We start from the raw sequence: 16544 nt of genomic DNA, 5'->3' as shown, positions 1-16544 counted from the left end.
CTGATGCTGTATTGGTCGCTGGTGATGCACTGGTTTTTCTTCAAAAGGATGAGGAAATTCCCATGTCACGCTATTCGATTGATTTCAGTTTCATCGCCGCCCTCGAGGGCGCTGCCAAGACCCAGGGGTATGTGCCCGATGCGGCCAACAGCAAGAGCGGGGTCACGGTGGGCACCGGTTTCGACCTGGGGCAACGCAAACTCAAGGACATGCAGGCGCTCAACCTGCCCGCGGACCTGCTGCAGCGTCTGGAACCCTACCTGGGGCTGACCGGGATGGAGGCGAAGAACTTCCTCGATGGCCGGCCCTTGAGTATCAGCAGTGGTGAGGCGGAGCTGATCGATGAGGCGTTCAAGGCGCCCTTTGTCGAGCGCCTGGCGGCGCGCTATCTCAAGGCCAGCGGGGTGGACTTTGCCCAGTTGCCGGCGCCGATGCAGACGGTGATCGCGTCGGTGGCGTTCCAGTACGGCGACCTGGCCAGCCGCACACCGAAGTTCTGGGCCCAGGTGGTGGCCCGTGACTGGCCGAGTGCCCTGGCCAACCTGCGCAATTTCGGAGACCGCTACGCCCCCCGCCGGTGCAAGGAGGCCAATCTGCTGGGCTCGCAGCTCGCACCCTAGCCGCTTGCCGCCCAGGCCTTGGGCTTGGGCGGCGACTGGGTTCAGGGGCAGGGGAAGATTTGCAGCAGGCTCACGCTGCCCATATGGCTTGAGTCATTGGGGGCGGTGCCAGCGGGCAGGGTGCGCCAGTCCACCAGCAGGCACAGGGCCTTGAGTGGCTGTTTGGCCGCAGTACCGATGGCTGCGGAAAACTCATAGCGGTACAGCGCCTGGGTGGTGTCTTGCGCTGTGACACTGGTGGCGCTGCTCAGGGTGGTGCGGGCCATGTCCGGCACTTTGTCCTGGGTGACGGTGAAGCGCGGTTGTTCACCCTGGGGGTTGAATACACCGTTGTCCCGAGAGCGTTTCCACAGCTGTTGCCACTGGTTGTTGCCTGCCGCCTCGCCCAGGGTGGTGGCGTAGGCCTTCAGAGTGGTGGTGGAGGTATTGCTGGTTTCCAGGGCGTGGACGGCGCCGGCGAACAGGCTCAGGCCAATGATCAGTGAACGCAGAATCAACATGAGGAGGAACTCCTTTTCAAGGCCGCGAAGGGCCCGCAACAGATTGCAGGAAAGGCACCCCGGCGACTGCGCGCCGCCGGGGTGAACGGTCAGCGGGCGTCGAGATAGTCCCAACGCAGGCCTTCCTTGTTGTTTTTCTCCATCAGTTCCTTGGCCACAGTGTTTTCGATGGCGTTGACGTTGATGTTTTCCACTTCGAGGATGTTTCTGGCTGCCAGTTGGCGACGGAACTCGACCTTGTTGGTGAGGAATTGGCAGGCGTGCCCCAGTTCGTGCATCAGCACCAGGGCGGGAGACAGGCGTTCGACCCGATCACCGGAGAACAGCGCGAGGAATTTCTGAAAGTTGCTCAGGTCCGGTTGTTTGTATTTTTTCTCGATGGCGTAGATCCGCGACTTGAGGTTCCAGATGACGCTTCCGGCCTGGTGGGGCGAGTTGGACGCGGGTGGCGTCCAACTGTCCACTTTGTCCGCCGCCGAGGAAGTGGTGACTTCCACCAGCAGGTCATCCTTGACGCCCAGCAACTCGTCGAGGAGGAAGTTGGCCAGGTCGGACTGACGCAGGTACTTGCATGCGTCGTCGAAGGTTTTCTGGGCGACGGCATGGCTCAGGGTGGTGCTGACAACGGTGATGGTCATGACTGACTCCTTGGGGGAAACGCCCGTGGTTGGGCTGGAGTCATGGTTTCAAGGGCAGCAGGCGGGTATCAGCAGGAAAGGGTTCAAGGGTAAGGAGGCAATGTGCAGGGGGCCGTGGTCACGCTGAAGAACCCTCAGTAAGCGTGTACCAAGGCTGGGATTGTTCCTGGCCTGGAACAACCAACGGCACCTGATCCAGGTGCCGTTTTTTTGCTTCAGCCAGCCGGGGGCAGGTTGACGAAGTAGTAGGCCTGGCGTCCCACCATCAGCATTTTCTGCACCTGCAGCGGCGGCTTGGGCGCTTCGGCACCGCCGAGCACGGCCACGTGCTGGGCCGACTCACGCAGAAACGCCAGCAGTTGTTCTTCGCTCTGCAGGTCCTTGAGCAGGCTCTGGGTGTAGAACACGCTGGCCCCGGCGATGCGCTCATTGGCCTGATACAGCGCCAGCTGATGACCGCTGGCCTGCAATGCCATGATCTGGTCGGTCACCGGGACAAAGGACAGTTCACGATCAGCCTTGGGCGCGGCCCATTGAGCGCCGGCCAGGTAACCGCCGATCATCAGGCCCATGAGGGTGACAACCAGGCCTCGGCGCCGGCGTCCCACGGCACTCCACAAACCAGTCCCCTGGGCACGTTGGCCCAGGCGCTGGTACAGCACCGCGCCATATTCCGCCGCCAGCACGGCTGCCGCCGGGGTCAGGGACATCAGGTACACCGTGCGCTTGCTCGAAGCCAGGCATAGCAAGGCGAACTGCGCCAGCAGCCAGAGGGTGAAGAACAACAGGTAGCGGTTCTTCACCAGGCTTTTACGAAAGTGCCACAGGCCGAGGTAGACCAGGATGTTCCACGGTAAAAAGGCTTGGGGCAGCTTGGCCAGGTAGTAATAGAAGGGTTCGTAGTGCCCGGCCTCTTCAAAGGAGCCATCGAAACGTCCGACGCTGTTGGTCCACAGCAATTCCCCCAGGGCTTGCAGGCCACCCCGTTGATAGAGCATGTACAGCCAGATCGCCAGGGGCACCAGGCCCAACAGGGTCCACAGGCCGGGGCGCAGCCATTGGCCAAGGTCAAAGCGCTTGTCGATCAGGCTCACGGCCACCAGGTAGGCGAAGATCACCACCCCTGGCATGGCCAGGCCGAGTACTCCCTTGCTCAGGGTGGCAATGGCGATCCCGCCGGCGAAGGCCAGCCAGGCCAGCGGTGCCGGCTGCTGTTCGGCCTGGCGGCGCTGGGCCTGGAAAAATGCCAGCAGGGCCAGGGTCACCCCGAGGCTGAGCAGTGCATCCTCGCCCACGCCGCGCACGTTGCTCCAATAGCTGGCCATGGTCGCCAGCATCAGCCCGGCGGCCAGCCCCAGGGTGGCTGGCCGCCCGAAGCGGCGCAGCATGGCGTACAGCAGCATCACGCTGAACAGGCCGGCGAAGGCCGAAGCCAGGCGTACCGCCAGGGGCGTGCCACCGAAGGCGCGAATGGCGCCGGCGTCGAGCCACAGGCTCAGCGGCGGTTTTTCCAGGAATGGCGTGCCGAACAGGCGCGGCGTGACCCAGTCGTCGTCCAGGTGCATTTCCATGGCGATGCCGGCGACCCGGGCTTCGGTGGAGCCTTGCAGCTGGTGATTGCCCAAGGCGAAGAAGAACAGCAGGCAAGCAAGCAGGAACAACAACGGTGCGGGTCGTGACATGGGTTTTTGGCCACCAGATCGAGGGGCGCAGGCAACAGTCTGCGGGCAAGCGCGAAAGTATACGGGGGTCTGTCTTAACAAATTGTGAACAAGGATTGTGGTCTAGTGTGGATACACCTCGATCCTTTCCTTCGCCCCTTAGAGTAGATCGTCCTTGAAACCGCCATACAAGAATAAGGCTGCGGTTATGCCGGCCGTGGAACCGCTCAGAAAGCGTACCTGGCTGCTGGGTCTATTGTGCCTGCTGGTGGCGCTTGGCCTGGCACTGGGGGGGTGGTTGATCACCTCGCCAGCGCCCTTCGTATCGCCTGCCGAGTCGCTCCCCGAGCACATTTCGCTGATTGCCCTTGGCGATCAGGGCAGTGGTGCCTTGCAGCAATGGCGGGTAGCCCAGGCCATGGAACGAGTCGCTGCCCGAGATCGGCGCCTGGATCTGGTGGTGCTGTTGGGCGACAACTTCTATGGGCCGCCTTTGAGCGATACCAGCGACATGAGCTGGCAGCTCAAGTTCGAGCGAGTCTACTGGGGGCACTGGCTCAATCGCGTACCCTTCTACGCGGTGCTGGGCAACCACGATTACCCGGAGTCGCAGCAGGTCGAACTCGACTACAGCCAGCAGCACAAAGGTTCGGGGCGCTGGCAAATGCCGGCCCGCTACTATGTGAAGGATTTTGGCCAGGCCCAGGGCCGTCCCTTGCTGCGGGTGGTGTTCCTCGATACTGCTGCGCCTCGGCAGGCGATGACGCAGCAGGTGGCGTTTCTTGAGCAGGCGTTTAGCCTGGATGGCCCGCAACCGATCTGGCGAGTGGTGGCGGCCCATCATCCGCTGCGTAATGCCGGCAAGCATGGCAATGATGAGGAACTGCTGCGGGATCTGTTACCGGCGTTGCAGCGCAACAAGGTCGATCTCTATCTGTCTGGGCATGAGCACAATCAGCAATTGTTGTTGCAAACCGGAGAACCGGCCTGGGTGATTTCCGGTGCTGGCGGGCAGAAACTCTACGAGATGCCCCACATCATGACCGATAGCCAGTTCAGCGATTCACGGGCGGGTTTCAGCAAGCTGGATTTCACCCAGGACCAGTTGCGCCTGGTCTTCTACGACGAACGCGGTACGCCGGAGCAGCGTTACCACTGGCTGCGTCAGTGCCGGTGGCTGGCCAAGGGCTGCCTGTTGCCGGAGGCCGAGGTCAGGCAAGGGGCAGTGGCGCAGTGACTGACGGCGGGTGTGGCTGTTGCCGGCTGATGCGTCCGCGGCCCCAGGCCGACAGCGCTTCGATGACCGGCTGTAGGGAATGCCCTTCTGCACTCAGGCGGTACTCAACCCGTGGCGGTACTTCGGCGTACACCGTGCGTGATACCAGGCCCGCGGCCTCCAGGTCACGCAGCTGCTTGGTCAGCAGGCGCTGCGAAATCCCAGGCAGGCGGCGTTGCAGCTCGTTGAAACGCAGGAAGTCGTTGGCCAGTAGTTGATGCAGGATCACACCTTTCCAACGCCCGTCGATGAGGTCCAGGGTGACTTCCACCGGACACCCGGGAATGTCCTGATAGTGCTTGTTTTTCATTGCCTGACGGCCCTTTTGCGTAGCAGGTACGCAAAAGTACCCTACTTGTGCGAGTACGGCGTGAGGGATTTAAGTAGGCGCTTTGAGTCGTCAAGGAAGCTCTGCAATGAAGGCCATCGCCTACCTCCCGGGTTCGGACCTGTCCCATCCCCAAGCCTTTTATGAAGTGCATCAGGCCGAGCCGATACTCGCCCCCCATGACCTGCTGGTGGCTGTGCACGCGGTGTCGGTCAATCCCTTGGATACCAAGGTTCGCGCGGGCAAGGTGCAGGTGCCGGACGATGTGCGCATCCTCGGCTGGGATGCCTGTGGCGTGGTCCAGGCGGTGGGCTGCGGGGTGACGCTGTTCAGCCCCGGGGATGCAGTGTTCTATGCCGGCACCTTTACCCAGGATGGGGCTAACGCCGAACTGCATCGGGTCGATGAGCGACTGGTGGGGCACAAGCCCGCAAGCTTGTCCTTTGCCCAGGCGGCGGCCATGCCGCTGACCTCGCTGACCGCCTGGCAATTGTTGTTCGAGCGTCTGGGAAGGGTGCCCGGTGATTGCTCTGCGCAAGGCACGCTGTTGATTGTCGGCGGCGCTGGAGGAGTGGGTTCGGTGCTGATTCAGCTGGCCCGCAAGTTGACCGGGATGACGGTGATCGCCACGGCTTCACGGCCGGACAGTCGCCAGTGGTGCCTGGAACTGGGAGCGCAGCATGTACTGGATCATTCGCGCTCGCTGGTACAGCAGTTGGCCCGCCTGGGGCTGCCCGCAGTGACCCATATTGCCGCGCTGACTCACACCGAGCAGCACTTTGCCGAGTTGGCCGAGATCATTGCGCCCCATGGGCACATCGCGCTCATCGACGATCACGACTTCTTTGATGCGGTGCCGCTCAAGAGCAAGAGCGTGTCCCTGCACTGGGAAATGGTCTTCACCCGGGCGCTGTTCCAGACCTCGGACATGATCGAGCAGCATCATATTCTCCAGCGCCTGGCACAGTTGCTGGACCAGGGAGTCATCCGCTGCACCTTGAGCGAGGTATTCAGCCCCTTCACCGTGGACAACCTGCGCCGGGCCCACCAGCGAGTGGAGCAGGGCGGCCTGCTGGGCAAGGTGGTGGTGGCCCGTGATTCGCAGGATGGCGTCCGCCACACCTCCATTGAATAGATGCTGGCTTGCCAGCGAATGCGGCACTCAGGCCTGCGTGGAATCTGCGGGTCTTTTCGCTGGCAAGCGGGCGCCTACTGCGACGGCGGTAGCGGGACTTGCGTTGAGTTTTCAGGCTCCTGCGCCTGCGGTTTGCGCAGGTGACGTCCACTGCGCCACCAGAATACTGCGCCCATGAAGGCCCCCGAAAAGGCGAACAGCGGCGCTATCGGCAAGTACCTGGCCAGGGTGTCGGGTGTCGGTTCTTCATCGGGTGGATCGGTGTAGAAACTGGAAGGGAACAGGCTCTCCACCACGGGAATGGTCGGCATGGCGCCCAATACACCGCAGAAAAGATAGATCAGCACATGGCGCCAGGCGAAACGCTGGGCCAGCCAGAAGAACAGGACGCAGGGCAGGAGGGCGAGAATGCCGATCACCATGCCACTGAACACCAGGGTCAGCAGGCCCATGAACAGCACCTGGAGGATCACGGCCCAGTGCAAGGGGCCGGCACCGGCCAGCATCATCAGCATGATCAGCACGGCCAGGAATGTGGCCAGGGCCGTCACGCCGATGAAGTAGGCGGCGAACCAGTCTTCAGGTTGTACGGTGCGAAGGGTTGGAGGGGCTGGGGGCATGGGGAAATCGCTTCGAAAGGTGGGTGGTCTGGTCAAGGTCATGGGGCGTTTCTTTGCCCGTTCAAGCCGGCTCCTACGCAGCGGCAGTCAGCGCAGGTGCCGCCCGCTGAGCCACCAGAACATCGCTCCCAGAAAGGCCCCGCAACCTCCGAACAAGGGCGCCAGCGGCGAATAGCGTCCAAGGATGTTGATGCCGTAAGGGAGGTTGAAAAAACCGGGGGACAGGCTCACCACCAAGGGAATGGCGGGCAGGGCCGCCAGGACTCCGCCCAACAGGTAGATCCACAGGTGGCGCCATGTGTAACGCTGGGCCAGCCAGAAGAACAGGAGGCAGGGCAGGGCGGCGACGGCGCCTATCACCACCACGCTCACCAGCAGCACCACCACGCTGAAAATCAGCGCATTGGGCAGGCTGCTCCACGGGTCCCGGCTGCCGAGCTGCACTAACAGGCTGACCAACAGCGTCAGGGCCACGGCCAGCGTCGCGACACTGATGAAATAGGTGGCGACCCAGTCAGAGGGCTGAACGGTACGAAGAGATCTGGACGGCTGGGGCATGCTGGTAATGGCTTCAAGCTGAGGATGACCGGACCCAGGCTATCGGCAGCGAGGCTTTTTGATTGTGGAGTTTGCGTGGTTTTTTCGCGGTGAATGTTCAGGGCGGATGACGCCGGGGCAGGAAATCCCTTATACAGACAGCGGCCCACCGGCAGTCCACTGGCCCGGTTTGCCTCACCCACCCAGAAGGAGATGGACATGTTCAAGTTCCTGACTATGACCGAGTTGCCTCGTACCCCTGCGCATCGTGATGGAGGCTCCGTCAGCGGAGCGATCAATGCCTGGGAGCTGAAAAATCGGGCTCTCAATACGAAGGGGTTTGTCACATGTCCAAAGAATTACTCGGAGTTTCTGCTGTAGGGCTGATGGTGCTGGGCGAGTTCTGTGCCATCTACAGTGAAGTGGTGGTGGCGCGGCTGGCCCATTCCGGCAACACCTCGGGTGCCGAATTGGCGTTGCCGGTGCTGATCATGTGCCTGGGCGGTATCTGCCTGCTGGCGGCCTACTGGCTGGGGTATGTGGCGGTTGGCGATATCTGGATCATCACCGTGGTCTCGGTGACCTCGCTGCTGCTCCTGGAGCCGCTGGTGATCTGGGCGTTGTTCCAGCAGGCACCCGGTAGGGGCGCGTTGATCGGCTTCTGCCTGGGCGCGTTGGGAATGTTCTCCGCCGTGTTTCTGTAGCGCACAGGTTCGTAGATCCAGCTTGGCAGACTCGCTGCCGGGCTCGGGTCTTTTCAGACCCGGTCCTGGGCAAAATAACGGCTGGGTGTCTCGCCCAATACCTTGCGAAACACACTGCTGAACGCGCTCGGGCTGCTGTATCCCAGGTCGGTGGCGACCAGGGTGACAGGGTCGCCATGGCCCAGCCGCACCACTGCCGCCAGCAGGCAAGCCTGCTGGCGCCACTCGACGAAGCTGATACCGGTGTGCTGCCGGAACAGGCGGGTGAACGTGCGGCGACTCATCCCCGCGCGGCGGGCCATTTCATCAATCCCCAGCTCCAACGACGGTTGTTCCAGCAGTGCGCGGCAGGCTTTTTCAAGGCGCGGCTCGGATGGCAGCGGGGCGTTGAGAGGCAGTGGCGCCATCGCGGCAATTTCATGCAGCAGCAGGTTCATCACCTGACCCTGCACCCCGTCCTTGGCATACAGAGCCGGGATGTCCATGGCCCGCAGCAGCAATTGCCGTAGCAGTTCGGACACCTCCACCACCTGGCAATGCCCGGGCAAGCCGAGCCGGCGCACCGCTCGGGCGCGCACGTAGGTGTTGAGCATGGTCACCGGCGCGCTCATGTGCATGGCGTGGGACACGCCGGCCGGCACCCAGATGGCCCGTTGCGGCGGCACCACCCAGTTACCCTGGTCGGTAAAGACGCTGATTACCCCCGAGGCGGCGTAGGCGAACTGTCCGCGTCGATGCTGGTGCTCGGCGAAGTGCTGACCGTCGGCGTAGTCATTGGCGGTGACCACCGCATCCCGAGGGGTATTTTCGTAGGGGTCGATATCAATATGGCGCATGGCCCGAATTTACTGATATCTGACCTGATACTGCAAGCGGGCCAGGATGCTCTGCGCTGATAGTTCGGCTCCGGCCCGGGATTTACCCATGGCCGCTTTTTGTGGACCGTGCGACATGCAGAAAAAACACCTGCTCCTGGCCCTGCTGGTGACCGCCTTGTGGGGCTTGAACTTTCCTATTACCAAGCTGGGGTTGGCCAGCGTCGACCCCTTGTTGCTCACGGCCTTGCGATTTTCTCTGGCAGCCTTGCCCTGGGTATTGTTGATACCACGTCCGCAGGTGGCGTTCAGCTGGCTGGCGGCCTACGGCCTGATTTTCGGGGTGGCCATGTGGGCGTTGATCAACCTTGGGATCGAACAGGGTGTCGCGCCGGGAACGGCTTCCCTGCTGGTGCAGTTCAGTGCCTTTTTTTCCCTGGGTTGGGGCGTGTTGCTGTTCGGTGAGCGCCTGCGCCTGCAACAGCTGTTGGCCATGGGCATTGCCGTGTGGGGGCTGTTGCGGATCATCGGCAACAGTCCCGGGCAGGCCACCAGCCTGGGCTACGCGTTGCTGCTGGTCAGCGCCTTCAGTTGGAGTGTGGGCAACGTCATCATCAAGCGTTGCGGGGTTCGGGAGGTGTTTGCCTTTGTGGTCTGGGCCAGCCTGTTTGCGCCGCTGCCACTGTTGGCACTGACCTGGATGAGCCATGGGGCGGCGCCGTTTCGGCAGTTGGCCGGGCAAGTGTCCGGCACTGCGATCCTGTCCCTGATGTTCCAGGTATTTGCGGCGACGCACTTCTGCTACTGGGGCTGGAATCTGTTGTTACGCGAGTATCCGGTCTCCCGGGTGGCGCCGTTGTCGTTGCTGATTCCGCTGTTCGCTACGCTGGGTTCGGTGCTGATCGTGGGGCAGCGGGTAGAGGTCGATGAGGGGATTTCCATGGCATTGATTCTGCTGGCACTGGTGGTGGGGCAGATCAATTGGCGGTGGGCCTGGGGAAGGCGTGTCGAGGTCTGAAAGCTTGGCTGCAGGCGCCATCTCCATGTGCAGCGCAGGTTGCTTCAGGTTTTCTCATGACTGTTCAGGAACTGTTCAGGAGTCGCCCCGGCAACATGCTCACCCTCAGGCCGGGTCTTGGCGCGGCACTTTCTGGTAGGGCGAAAATGGTTCGAGAAAATCGTATCGGTGTGGAATCCTGGGGTGTTTTCCTGGTTGCGCTGTTGTTGTTCACCGGTGGCATCTGGGACCAGCAGCCCCAGGGATTCGACGGCCGTTGGGCGCTGTTCATGCAGGAGATGTTCCGCCACGGCGCCAGCCTGTTTCCCACGACCTATGGTCAGCCTTACCCGGATTACCCGGGCACCGCGACGTTCTTCAGTTATCTGTTCGCCCAGGCCTTCGGTGCTCCCAATCACTTGGCCAATGTGTTGCCCACTTCTCTGGCCTCTGCCGGCGTGCTGGCGCTGCTGTATCGCTTGCTGGCACCCCTGGGGCGCACCTGGGCACTGCTTTCGGTGTTGCTCACGGCCCTGACCAGCCAGCTCTTGGACAAGTCCCGCTCGGTGTGCCTGGACCAGATGGTTTCCCTGCTGTGCCTGGGGGCCTTCTACCTGCTGCACCGCGGCGAACAACTGGGCTCCCGGCTGCGGCAACTGGCAGTGCTGCCGCTGTTGGTATTGGCCTTTGCCATTCGTGGACCGCTGGGGCTGGTGGAAGTCTGTGGCGTGGTTTGCATCTACTGGCTACTGGGGGACTGTCGTACACCGCAGGCGCGGCGGGTGCTGCTCATGCGTGTGCTTGGCTATGGCCTGAGTGGCTTGCTGTTGTTGGCGGCCTGCTGGTGGGCGCTGATGAAACTGGCCTACATCAGTGGCGGCGAGGCCTTTGTCCAGCAGGTCTACAGCATGCAGGTGGGCGGTCGCCTGGATGAAAGCGGTGAGCCGTTCTTCTTCTACTTCCAGTTGGCCTTGTACCGTTATTTCCCCGTAGTGCCCCTGGCCTTGGTGACGCTTTGGGCGCTGCGTGGCCAATGGTCCCGGCGTCATGTCGAGCCGCAGTTGCGCCTGGTACTGCGCCTGGGGGCCTGCGGTCTGATGATTCTGCTGGGGCTGTCGGTGCCGCACTTCAAACGTGCCTATTACATCCTGCCCATGGTGCCGATGTTCGCTGCAGTCGCCGCCTTTGGCTTGCTCAACGCCAAGGGTTGGCTGGGCAAGGTAGGCAGCGCCTACCTGTGGCTGGTCGGGCTGCTGCCGGGGCTGTGCATCGTGGTGCTGTTCGTCCTGCGTCACAGCTGGCAAAAGCATGGTTACTGGCCGCCGGTGTCGCTGGCGTGGCTGATTGCTGTGTTCGCGTTGTTGCAACTGTTGGCGCTGTATCACTGGCGCAAGAGTGTGGCGAATCTGGGCCGCAGGCTGGTGCTGCTGAGCGGGTTGGCCCTGGTGGCGCAGTGGGTGCTGTTGGTGGCGGTGGTGGACCCAGCCAAGGACTTGCAGTTCGACACCTTGGGTTTCGTTACCCAGGTGGAGCGCCTGCGGGCAGAGCAACACGGCCCGCTGGTGTTCTTCAACCTGGGCCAGGACACCTGGGCCGTACGCTACATGATGAACCTGGACTACGACGAGCAGCCGTTATTTGTCAGGGGCGACGATCCCGGGCAACTGGACGCGCTGCCTCACGGTTCCTGGGTGATTGTCGCACGCAAGGATCTGGGGCTGCTCCAGGGCACCTCGCTGGAGAGCCAGCAGCCGGTGTACGAAGGGCGTTTGAATGACAATCCTTGTTGGGTTTTCCAGCTGCAATAAACCCTTGGCAGGTAGGCCGGCGAACCGTATTTTTGGCTTTTCCGTCAGGGCTTAAGCCAGGGAGCGGTCATGCACTGTCAAGTTCGTCCGGCCGAAGAGGCCGATGCTGTTCGGGTGAGCCAGGTGATCCTGGCGGCCCTGTTCACCAGCAATGCCAAGGACTATCCGCCGAGCGTGATCGAGCGAGTCAAAGGCAGTTTCACTCCTGATGCGATCCGGCTCCTGATGCAGCGTCGGCAGATGTTCGTGGCCCTGCTCGGTGGGCGGTTGCTGGGCACCGCCAGCCTCGATGGGCGCGCGGTACGCTCGGTGTTCGTTGATCCCCGGCATCATGGCTGTGGAATCGGCCGACAGCTTATGGCAAGGGTTGAACAGGCCGCGCGCAGTGCCGGAGTAGCCCTGCTGGTGGTGCCCTCATCGGTCACTGCCGAAGGTTTTTATGCACGCCTGGGTTTTGTCCGGGTACGTGAACAGTATGAGGATGAAGAGCTGATCCTGATCATGGAACGAGTCCTGGCTCCCTGAGGGAGTCAGGACCCATTGCTCGGTTGAGTGACTCAGGCCTGTTGCGCGGCAATCACCAGCACTTCGATCCGGTAGTGGGGCTTGGCCATTGGTGCCTGTACACAGGCCCGCACCGGTGCCTTCACATTGGCCAGCCAGGCATCCCAGAGCTGGTTCATGGCCGCGTAGTCGGCCATGTCCTTGAGCCAGATCTGCGCGCTGAGCAGATGACTCCGGTCAGTGCCGGCCTTGGCCAGCAGCGTATCGATCTGTTGCAGCACGTCGTCGGTCTGGGCACGAATGTCGCCCTCGACCAACTGCGACACCTGGCCTGCCAGGTAGACAGTCTGGTTGTGGATAACCGCTTCGCTGAAACGTGGGGTGGTACCGATTCGCTGAATGGATGAGCTCATGTAAACGTCCGTTTATTCAAGTGTGGAAAGATCAGTTGTTGTCGCTCAGGCCAGCCCCGGCACCCAGCAGGCGCGAGGCTTCCGAAGCGGGCACGTAGGTGCGTGCAGCCAACTGTTCGAGAGCGTCTTGCACCGTCGCGTTCAGCAGCGGCAGCGGGCCGCCGAGGGGATGCTTGAATTCGCCGGTGCCGGTTGCGCGGGTGCAGCTGACTCGGGCCGCATGGGGCGCGTCGAGGCCGTCCGCCTGCAGCATGAAAGCCGCGCCACGGCAGTCGAAAAGCACTTGGCAGTTGTCCCAGGACAGCTCCAGTGCCAGTTCCAATTGCCGCGCGGTGACGCTGACAAAGGGCAGCAGCAACTGTGGATGCGCCACCTCGTCGAGCTGCAGCGGGGCGTTGTCGCGCAGCAGGTAGCCGTGATCGCTCAGGGTCGCTCCGGCAATCAACGGGCACATCCAGTGCCCCGGCACTTGCCAGGTGCCGGCGTCCACCTGGGGAGCCAGTTGTGGATAACTACAGCCGTCATCCTGTTGCAGTTGGGCGGCCAGAATTGCCGCTCCGTCCAGGCCATGGGCCGTCAGCCAGCGGGCGGCCTTGCCGGCTTCCTCCGCCAGGCCCCAGGTCAGGCCGGCACCACGGGCGGCCTTTTTGCACAGGCTTTCGATTTCATTCAACGAGGCATTCACGGCGGTGCTCCTGGCAGTCGAGGCTTGGGTAGGACCAGTCGTCCGCGGCTACCTGGCCCAGTTCATGGGGGAAGGGCGCGTTCTGGAACAGGGTGATACGCACCCAGCGATCCGAGCGTGGATCGAAGTGGGTGGCACCGAAGAACGACAGCTTGCAGCGCAGCAGGTCGATGGGCAGTAGCGTCTGGTCGATCAGGTTGTCCTGGATATCGGCGTAGGGAAACGCCGGCGCCAACTGCACCCGACGTACGCTATGACGATGCTGCGGGTGCTGGAGCAGGAAACCGGCCACCGTCTGCGAGCCGGCGCAGGGCTGCAGCGCGGCCTGCAACTGGGCAATGTCTCGGGCCACTGCCAGGGGTTGCTCCAGTTCTTCCCCGGGTTCGGCAAAGCGCTGGCCGATCCGTGGCTCGAGCTTTTCCTCGGAGACGTACCAGAACAGCGCGCGGCTGTTGGCGCTGGAAAAATCGATGGCCGCGACCCAGGCGTAGTGTTCGGCGAGGATCTGCCGCAGTCGGCTCAGCGGCATGCCGCCATCGATGCCGAAGCTCAGTTGTTCGTCAGCCTGCATGCGCTCGCCCAGTTCATCTACCAGATATCCGTAAGGTTCCAGCAGCAAGGACACCAGGCATTCCTGGGCTTCCAGCGACAGGGTGTTCTCGGCCCAGCGGTAGAGGGCATCCCAAGGCGAATCCTGCTGCAGAATGCCGCTGGCGAGGTGCTGCTCCAGGCGAATCAGGTCGCCCTGCAATTGCAGGATGCGCCCGTGTTGCAGTTCATGCTCGGAGTGCCAGTGGCCGATACCGGCTTGGGCCCGGGCCAGGAACTCGGTGAACATCCGCCGTTCTCCCGAAGACGGTTGGCGCACCGCGCGCACCCGTTGCAGGGCGGTTTCCCGGGCTCGCACCCAGTTGTTCAACAGCACCGGGTGATTGAGCAGGAATGGCGCCATGCCCAGCCCGGTGGAGTTGCCGATACCGAAGCAGCGGCGCAGTTGCGGCGTCAGGGGCACGGCCTGTCGAGGCGCCCGGGCCCGGGCCAGGTGTTCCACCAGGTCCAGGGTGAAGGCGCGGATCAGGAACACCGTGAGCATTTCTGCCTGGAACGGTGCCGACAGTTCCGCACGTTCGGCGATGCTTTCACGGTCCGCCGCGCCGAATTTGCCGCTGCCATAGACCGCTGTGGTGCGCATCAGGTAGCCGACTTCGTCGATGAATTCGCGCTGGGGCTGACGACCCTCGGCCAGGGCCTGGACCACATGCTCGAACAGCCGCACCGAGCGGTTGGCCCGGGCCATGCACAGCTCGCTGGAGGAAATGCGTCCGGCTTCCTGCTTCGGCACATTGGCTTCCAGGCGGTCCAGGTCGGCGGCATCGGGGATGCCGTCGAACAGGGCGAAGGTGGCATCCCACGCGGTGGCAATCACCCGGTCCGAGCGCAGCGCCGGGTCCAGGTCGTGGGCGAAGGCCACCAGGCTGTAGCTGCGCTGGGGCCCGCTGGCGGTGTATACCGCACGGCCCACACCCTGGCTGTCGAGGGTCCACAGCGAGCATTGGAACTGCCAGTCTTCAGCCTTGAGGCGCCGCAGCAACTGGCGCATGAACGACAGTCGTGACTGGTGGAAGGCCCCCAGGCGCGCCGCTTTCATCACGGTGGTGGGTGGTCGCAGGTTCATTCAGATCACCCCCTGGTCGCGGGCCATTTGCCGGGCGATGCGGATCGCGTCCCAGACCGCCGGCAGGATCAGCAGTGATACCGGCACCGCGGTGATCACGATAAAGGATTGCAAGGCACTGATGCCGCCCTCACCGAGGGTGATCAGGGTCGCCCCCACCAGGCCCATCCCCGCGCCCCAGAACACCCGCAGCCAAGCTGGAGATTCGCCGTGGTCGCTGCTGATGGCCATGGCCACGGTGTAGGACATGGAACCGGCGCTGGTGACCACCGAGAAGAAACTGAGGAACAGGAACAGCGCGGAAATCAGGTTCGGCAAGGGCATCGATTGGGCGACCCCGAGCAGCAGCGCCTCGGGCTGTACGCCGTGGCTGATCACGCTGCCCGGCGACTGCAATTCAACACCCATTCCGGTGCCGCCCACCAGGGTGAACCAGAGCATGGTGATCAACGGTGCGGCCACCGACATCAGGGTGATCACTTCGCGAATGCTGCGCCCACGGGAGACCTTGGCCACGTAGATGCCCATCATTGGCGCGTAGCCGATAAACCAGCCCCAATAGAACAGGGTCCAGCTGTTCAGCCAGGAACTGTCGTCGCGGTACAGGGCGGTCTGGAAGAAGCTGGTGACGTGCAGCGCCAGGCTCTGGGCGAAGGTCTGGCTGAGGAACAGGGTCGGGCCGAAGATCAACAGGAACGCCGCCAGGCCCAGCATCAGCCAGACGTGGACCTTGCTCACCAGGCGCAGCCCGCCGAGGCCGACGACGCAGGACAGGGTGTAGATCACCGTCACCGAGAGAATCACCATGGCCTGGACCATGATGGTGTTGGGCACGCCCCACACCGAGTGCAGGACGAAGGCGATCTGCAGGCCGAGGAAACCCACCGGGCCGATGGTCCCGGCGACCACGGCGATGATCGCCGAAGCGTCGGCGAACACGGCGATCGGGCCTTTCAGGGCGCGCTTGCCGAGCAACGGGTAGAGCAGGGTGCGCGGCATCAGCGGCAGGTTTTTCTCGTGGTGCAGGTACATGTAGACCACGGTCAGCAGGCTGCCGAGCACCGCCCAGGCCATGAAGCCCCAGTGCAGGAACGACTGCGACAGTGCGGCCACCGCGGCGCCGTCGGTCTTGGCCACAGCGCCGAAGTAGGGCGGCGGGGCGATGAAGTGCATCATCGGCTCGGCCGCGGCCCAGAAGGCGCCGCCACCGGCCAGTAGGGCGCACATGATCATCGACACCCAGTTGAAGGTGCTGATGCTCGGCTGCTGGTTGACGCCACCGAGGCGTACCCGGCCCAGGCGGGTGAAGCCGATGTACAGGCTGGCGCCGAAGGTCGCCAGCATCAGCACTTGCCAGTACAGGCCAAAGAACCGGGTGCTCCAGGCAAAGGCGCCGCCGATCAGGGTGGACAGGGTTTTCAGGTCAATCAGGGCAATGATCAGGAACAGCAGGAAGAAACCACCGCTGATCCAGAAAATCGGCCAATCGAGGGTTCCAGCAGCGCTGCCGCGCAGCGAACGGGTGTTGATCCCCGCTTTGACTTCGCTTGGAATTTCCATTGTGCCTCCGTAGAGAGTTGTCGATCGCTAATAATTGTTATGGGCGCATTTGTTGTTGTTAGTGCTTG

General features: G+C 62.8%; 18 protein-coding genes. 7 read left to right on the top strand and 11 right to left on the bottom strand.

The genetic code is table 11. From position 1 onward, the window contains the following. Nucleotides 1-62 precede the first annotated feature (62 nt). Nucleotides 63-620, top strand: a complete 558-nt coding sequence (locus GV819_RS09565) for a pesticin C-terminus-like muramidase (protein WP_161755826.1) — start codon at nt 63-65, stop codon at nt 618-620. Nucleotides 621-661: 41 nt separating this feature from the next. Here GV819_RS09565 and GV819_RS09560 read toward each other — a convergent pair whose 3' ends face one another. From GV819_RS09560 to GV819_RS09550, 3 genes are all read right to left on the bottom strand, one after another. Further along, on the bottom strand, nt 662-1120 hold the full coding sequence (locus GV819_RS09560) for a hypothetical protein (protein WP_161755825.1): 459 nt from the start codon (nt 1118-1120) through the stop codon (nt 662-664). A gap of 89 nt (nt 1121-1209) precedes the next feature. Continuing rightward, nucleotides 1210-1758, bottom strand: a complete 549-nt coding sequence (locus tag GV819_RS33145) for a hypothetical protein (RefSeq protein WP_256667426.1) — start codon at nt 1756-1758, stop codon at nt 1210-1212. 215 nt (nt 1759-1973) lie between these two features. Next, the gene (locus GV819_RS09550) at nt 1974-3440 is read right to left on the bottom strand and encodes an ArnT family glycosyltransferase (protein ID WP_161755824.1); all 1467 of its coding nucleotides are present in this window, start codon (nt 3438-3440) and stop codon (nt 1974-1976) included. Between the two features lie 196 nt (nt 3441-3636). On the opposite strand from GV819_RS09550, the gene GV819_RS09545 reads away from it, so the two are divergent. After that, nucleotides 3637-4656 (top strand): metallophosphoesterase, encoded by a 1020-nt coding sequence (locus GV819_RS09545; RefSeq protein ID WP_368668884.1) that lies wholly within the window; start codon nt 3637-3639, stop codon nt 4654-4656. Here the strand turns inward: GV819_RS09545 and GV819_RS09540 are convergent. Then, nucleotides 4631-5005 carry a winged helix-turn-helix transcriptional regulator gene (locus tag GV819_RS09540; RefSeq protein WP_161755822.1) on the bottom strand — a complete coding sequence of 125 codons (375 nt, stop codon included), beginning with the start codon at nt 5003-5005 and terminating at the stop codon, nt 4631-4633. The two genes, GV819_RS09545 and GV819_RS09540, sit on opposite strands and share 26 nt — an antisense overlap. 106 nt (nt 5006-5111) lie before the next feature. Between GV819_RS09540 and GV819_RS09535 the strand changes: the two genes are divergently transcribed. After that, on the top strand, nt 5112-6158 hold the full coding sequence (locus tag GV819_RS09535; RefSeq protein ID WP_161755821.1) for a zinc-binding alcohol dehydrogenase family protein: 1047 nt from the start codon (nt 5112-5114) through the stop codon (nt 6156-6158). A gap of 74 nt (nt 6159-6232) precedes the next feature. Here the strand turns inward: GV819_RS09535 and GV819_RS09530 are convergent, their stop codons facing one another. After that, a complete protein-coding gene (locus GV819_RS09530; RefSeq protein WP_161755820.1) occupies nt 6233-6778 on the bottom strand; it encodes a hypothetical protein in 546 nt (181 codons plus the stop codon). An 87-nt stretch (nt 6779-6865) separates the two neighbouring features. Beyond that, nucleotides 6866-7336: a hypothetical protein gene (locus GV819_RS09525; protein ID WP_161755819.1), complete on the bottom strand. Its 471-nt coding sequence runs from the start codon at nt 7334-7336 to the stop codon at nt 6866-6868. Between the two features lie 365 nt (nt 7337-7701). Between GV819_RS09525 and GV819_RS09520 the strand changes: the two genes are divergently transcribed. After that, complete coding sequence (locus tag GV819_RS09520) at nt 7702-8019, top strand: hypothetical protein (protein ID WP_161755880.1); 318 nt, start codon at nt 7702-7704, stop codon at nt 8017-8019. 53 nt (nt 8020-8072) lie between these two features. Here GV819_RS09520 and GV819_RS09515 read toward each other — a convergent pair whose 3' ends face one another. Further along, nucleotides 8073-8855 carry an AraC family transcriptional regulator gene (locus GV819_RS09515; protein WP_161755818.1) on the bottom strand — a complete coding sequence of 261 codons (783 nt, stop codon included), beginning with the start codon at nt 8853-8855 and terminating at the stop codon, nt 8073-8075. A gap of 115 nt (nt 8856-8970) precedes the next feature. Here GV819_RS09515 and GV819_RS09510 point away from each other — a divergent pair, with 115 nt between their 5' ends. The 3 genes from GV819_RS09510 (at nt 8971) to GV819_RS09500 (ending at nt 12164) form a co-directional block, all read left to right on the top strand. Then, a complete protein-coding gene (locus GV819_RS09510; protein ID WP_161755817.1) occupies nt 8971-9852 on the top strand; it encodes an EamA family transporter in 882 nt (293 codons plus the stop codon). Between the two features lie 146 nt (nt 9853-9998). Next, nucleotides 9999-11639: an ArnT family glycosyltransferase gene (locus GV819_RS09505; protein ID WP_161755816.1), complete on the top strand. Its 1641-nt coding sequence runs from the start codon at nt 9999-10001 to the stop codon at nt 11637-11639. A 69-nt stretch (nt 11640-11708) separates the two neighbouring features. Further along, complete coding sequence (locus tag GV819_RS09500; protein ID WP_161755815.1) at nt 11709-12164, top strand: GNAT family N-acetyltransferase; 456 nt, start codon at nt 11709-11711, stop codon at nt 12162-12164. A gap of 32 nt (nt 12165-12196) precedes the next feature. Here GV819_RS09500 and GV819_RS09495 read toward each other — a convergent pair whose 3' ends face one another. From GV819_RS09495 to GV819_RS09480, 4 genes are read right to left on the bottom strand one after another with little or no spacing between them, the layout of a single operon-like run. Continuing rightward, nucleotides 12197-12556 carry a RidA family protein gene (locus tag GV819_RS09495; protein WP_161755814.1) on the bottom strand — a complete coding sequence of 120 codons (360 nt, stop codon included), beginning with the start codon at nt 12554-12556 and terminating at the stop codon, nt 12197-12199. A gap of 31 nt (nt 12557-12587) precedes the next feature. Next, nucleotides 12588-13241 (bottom strand): DUF3726 domain-containing protein, encoded by a 654-nt coding sequence (locus GV819_RS09490; RefSeq protein ID WP_161755813.1) that lies wholly within the window; start codon nt 13239-13241, stop codon nt 12588-12590. Continuing rightward, nucleotides 13222-14916 carry a hypothetical protein gene (locus tag GV819_RS09485; protein WP_161755812.1) on the bottom strand — a complete coding sequence of 565 codons (1695 nt, stop codon included), beginning with the start codon at nt 14914-14916 and terminating at the stop codon, nt 13222-13224. Before GV819_RS09485 ends, GV819_RS09490 begins: the two co-directional genes overlap by 20 nt. Continuing rightward, nucleotides 14917-16476: a BCCT family transporter gene (locus GV819_RS09480; RefSeq protein WP_161755810.1), complete on the bottom strand. Its 1560-nt coding sequence runs from the start codon at nt 16474-16476 to the stop codon at nt 14917-14919. Nucleotides 16477-16544 lie beyond the last annotated feature (68 nt).

The organism is Pseudomonas sp. Fl5BN2, from assembly GCF_009908205.1.
Taxonomy (GTDB): Bacteria; Pseudomonadota; Gammaproteobacteria; order Pseudomonadales; family Pseudomonadaceae; genus Aquipseudomonas.
Note: the sequence above shows the minus strand (reverse complement) of the source record. Positions and strands in the feature narration are given on the sequence as shown.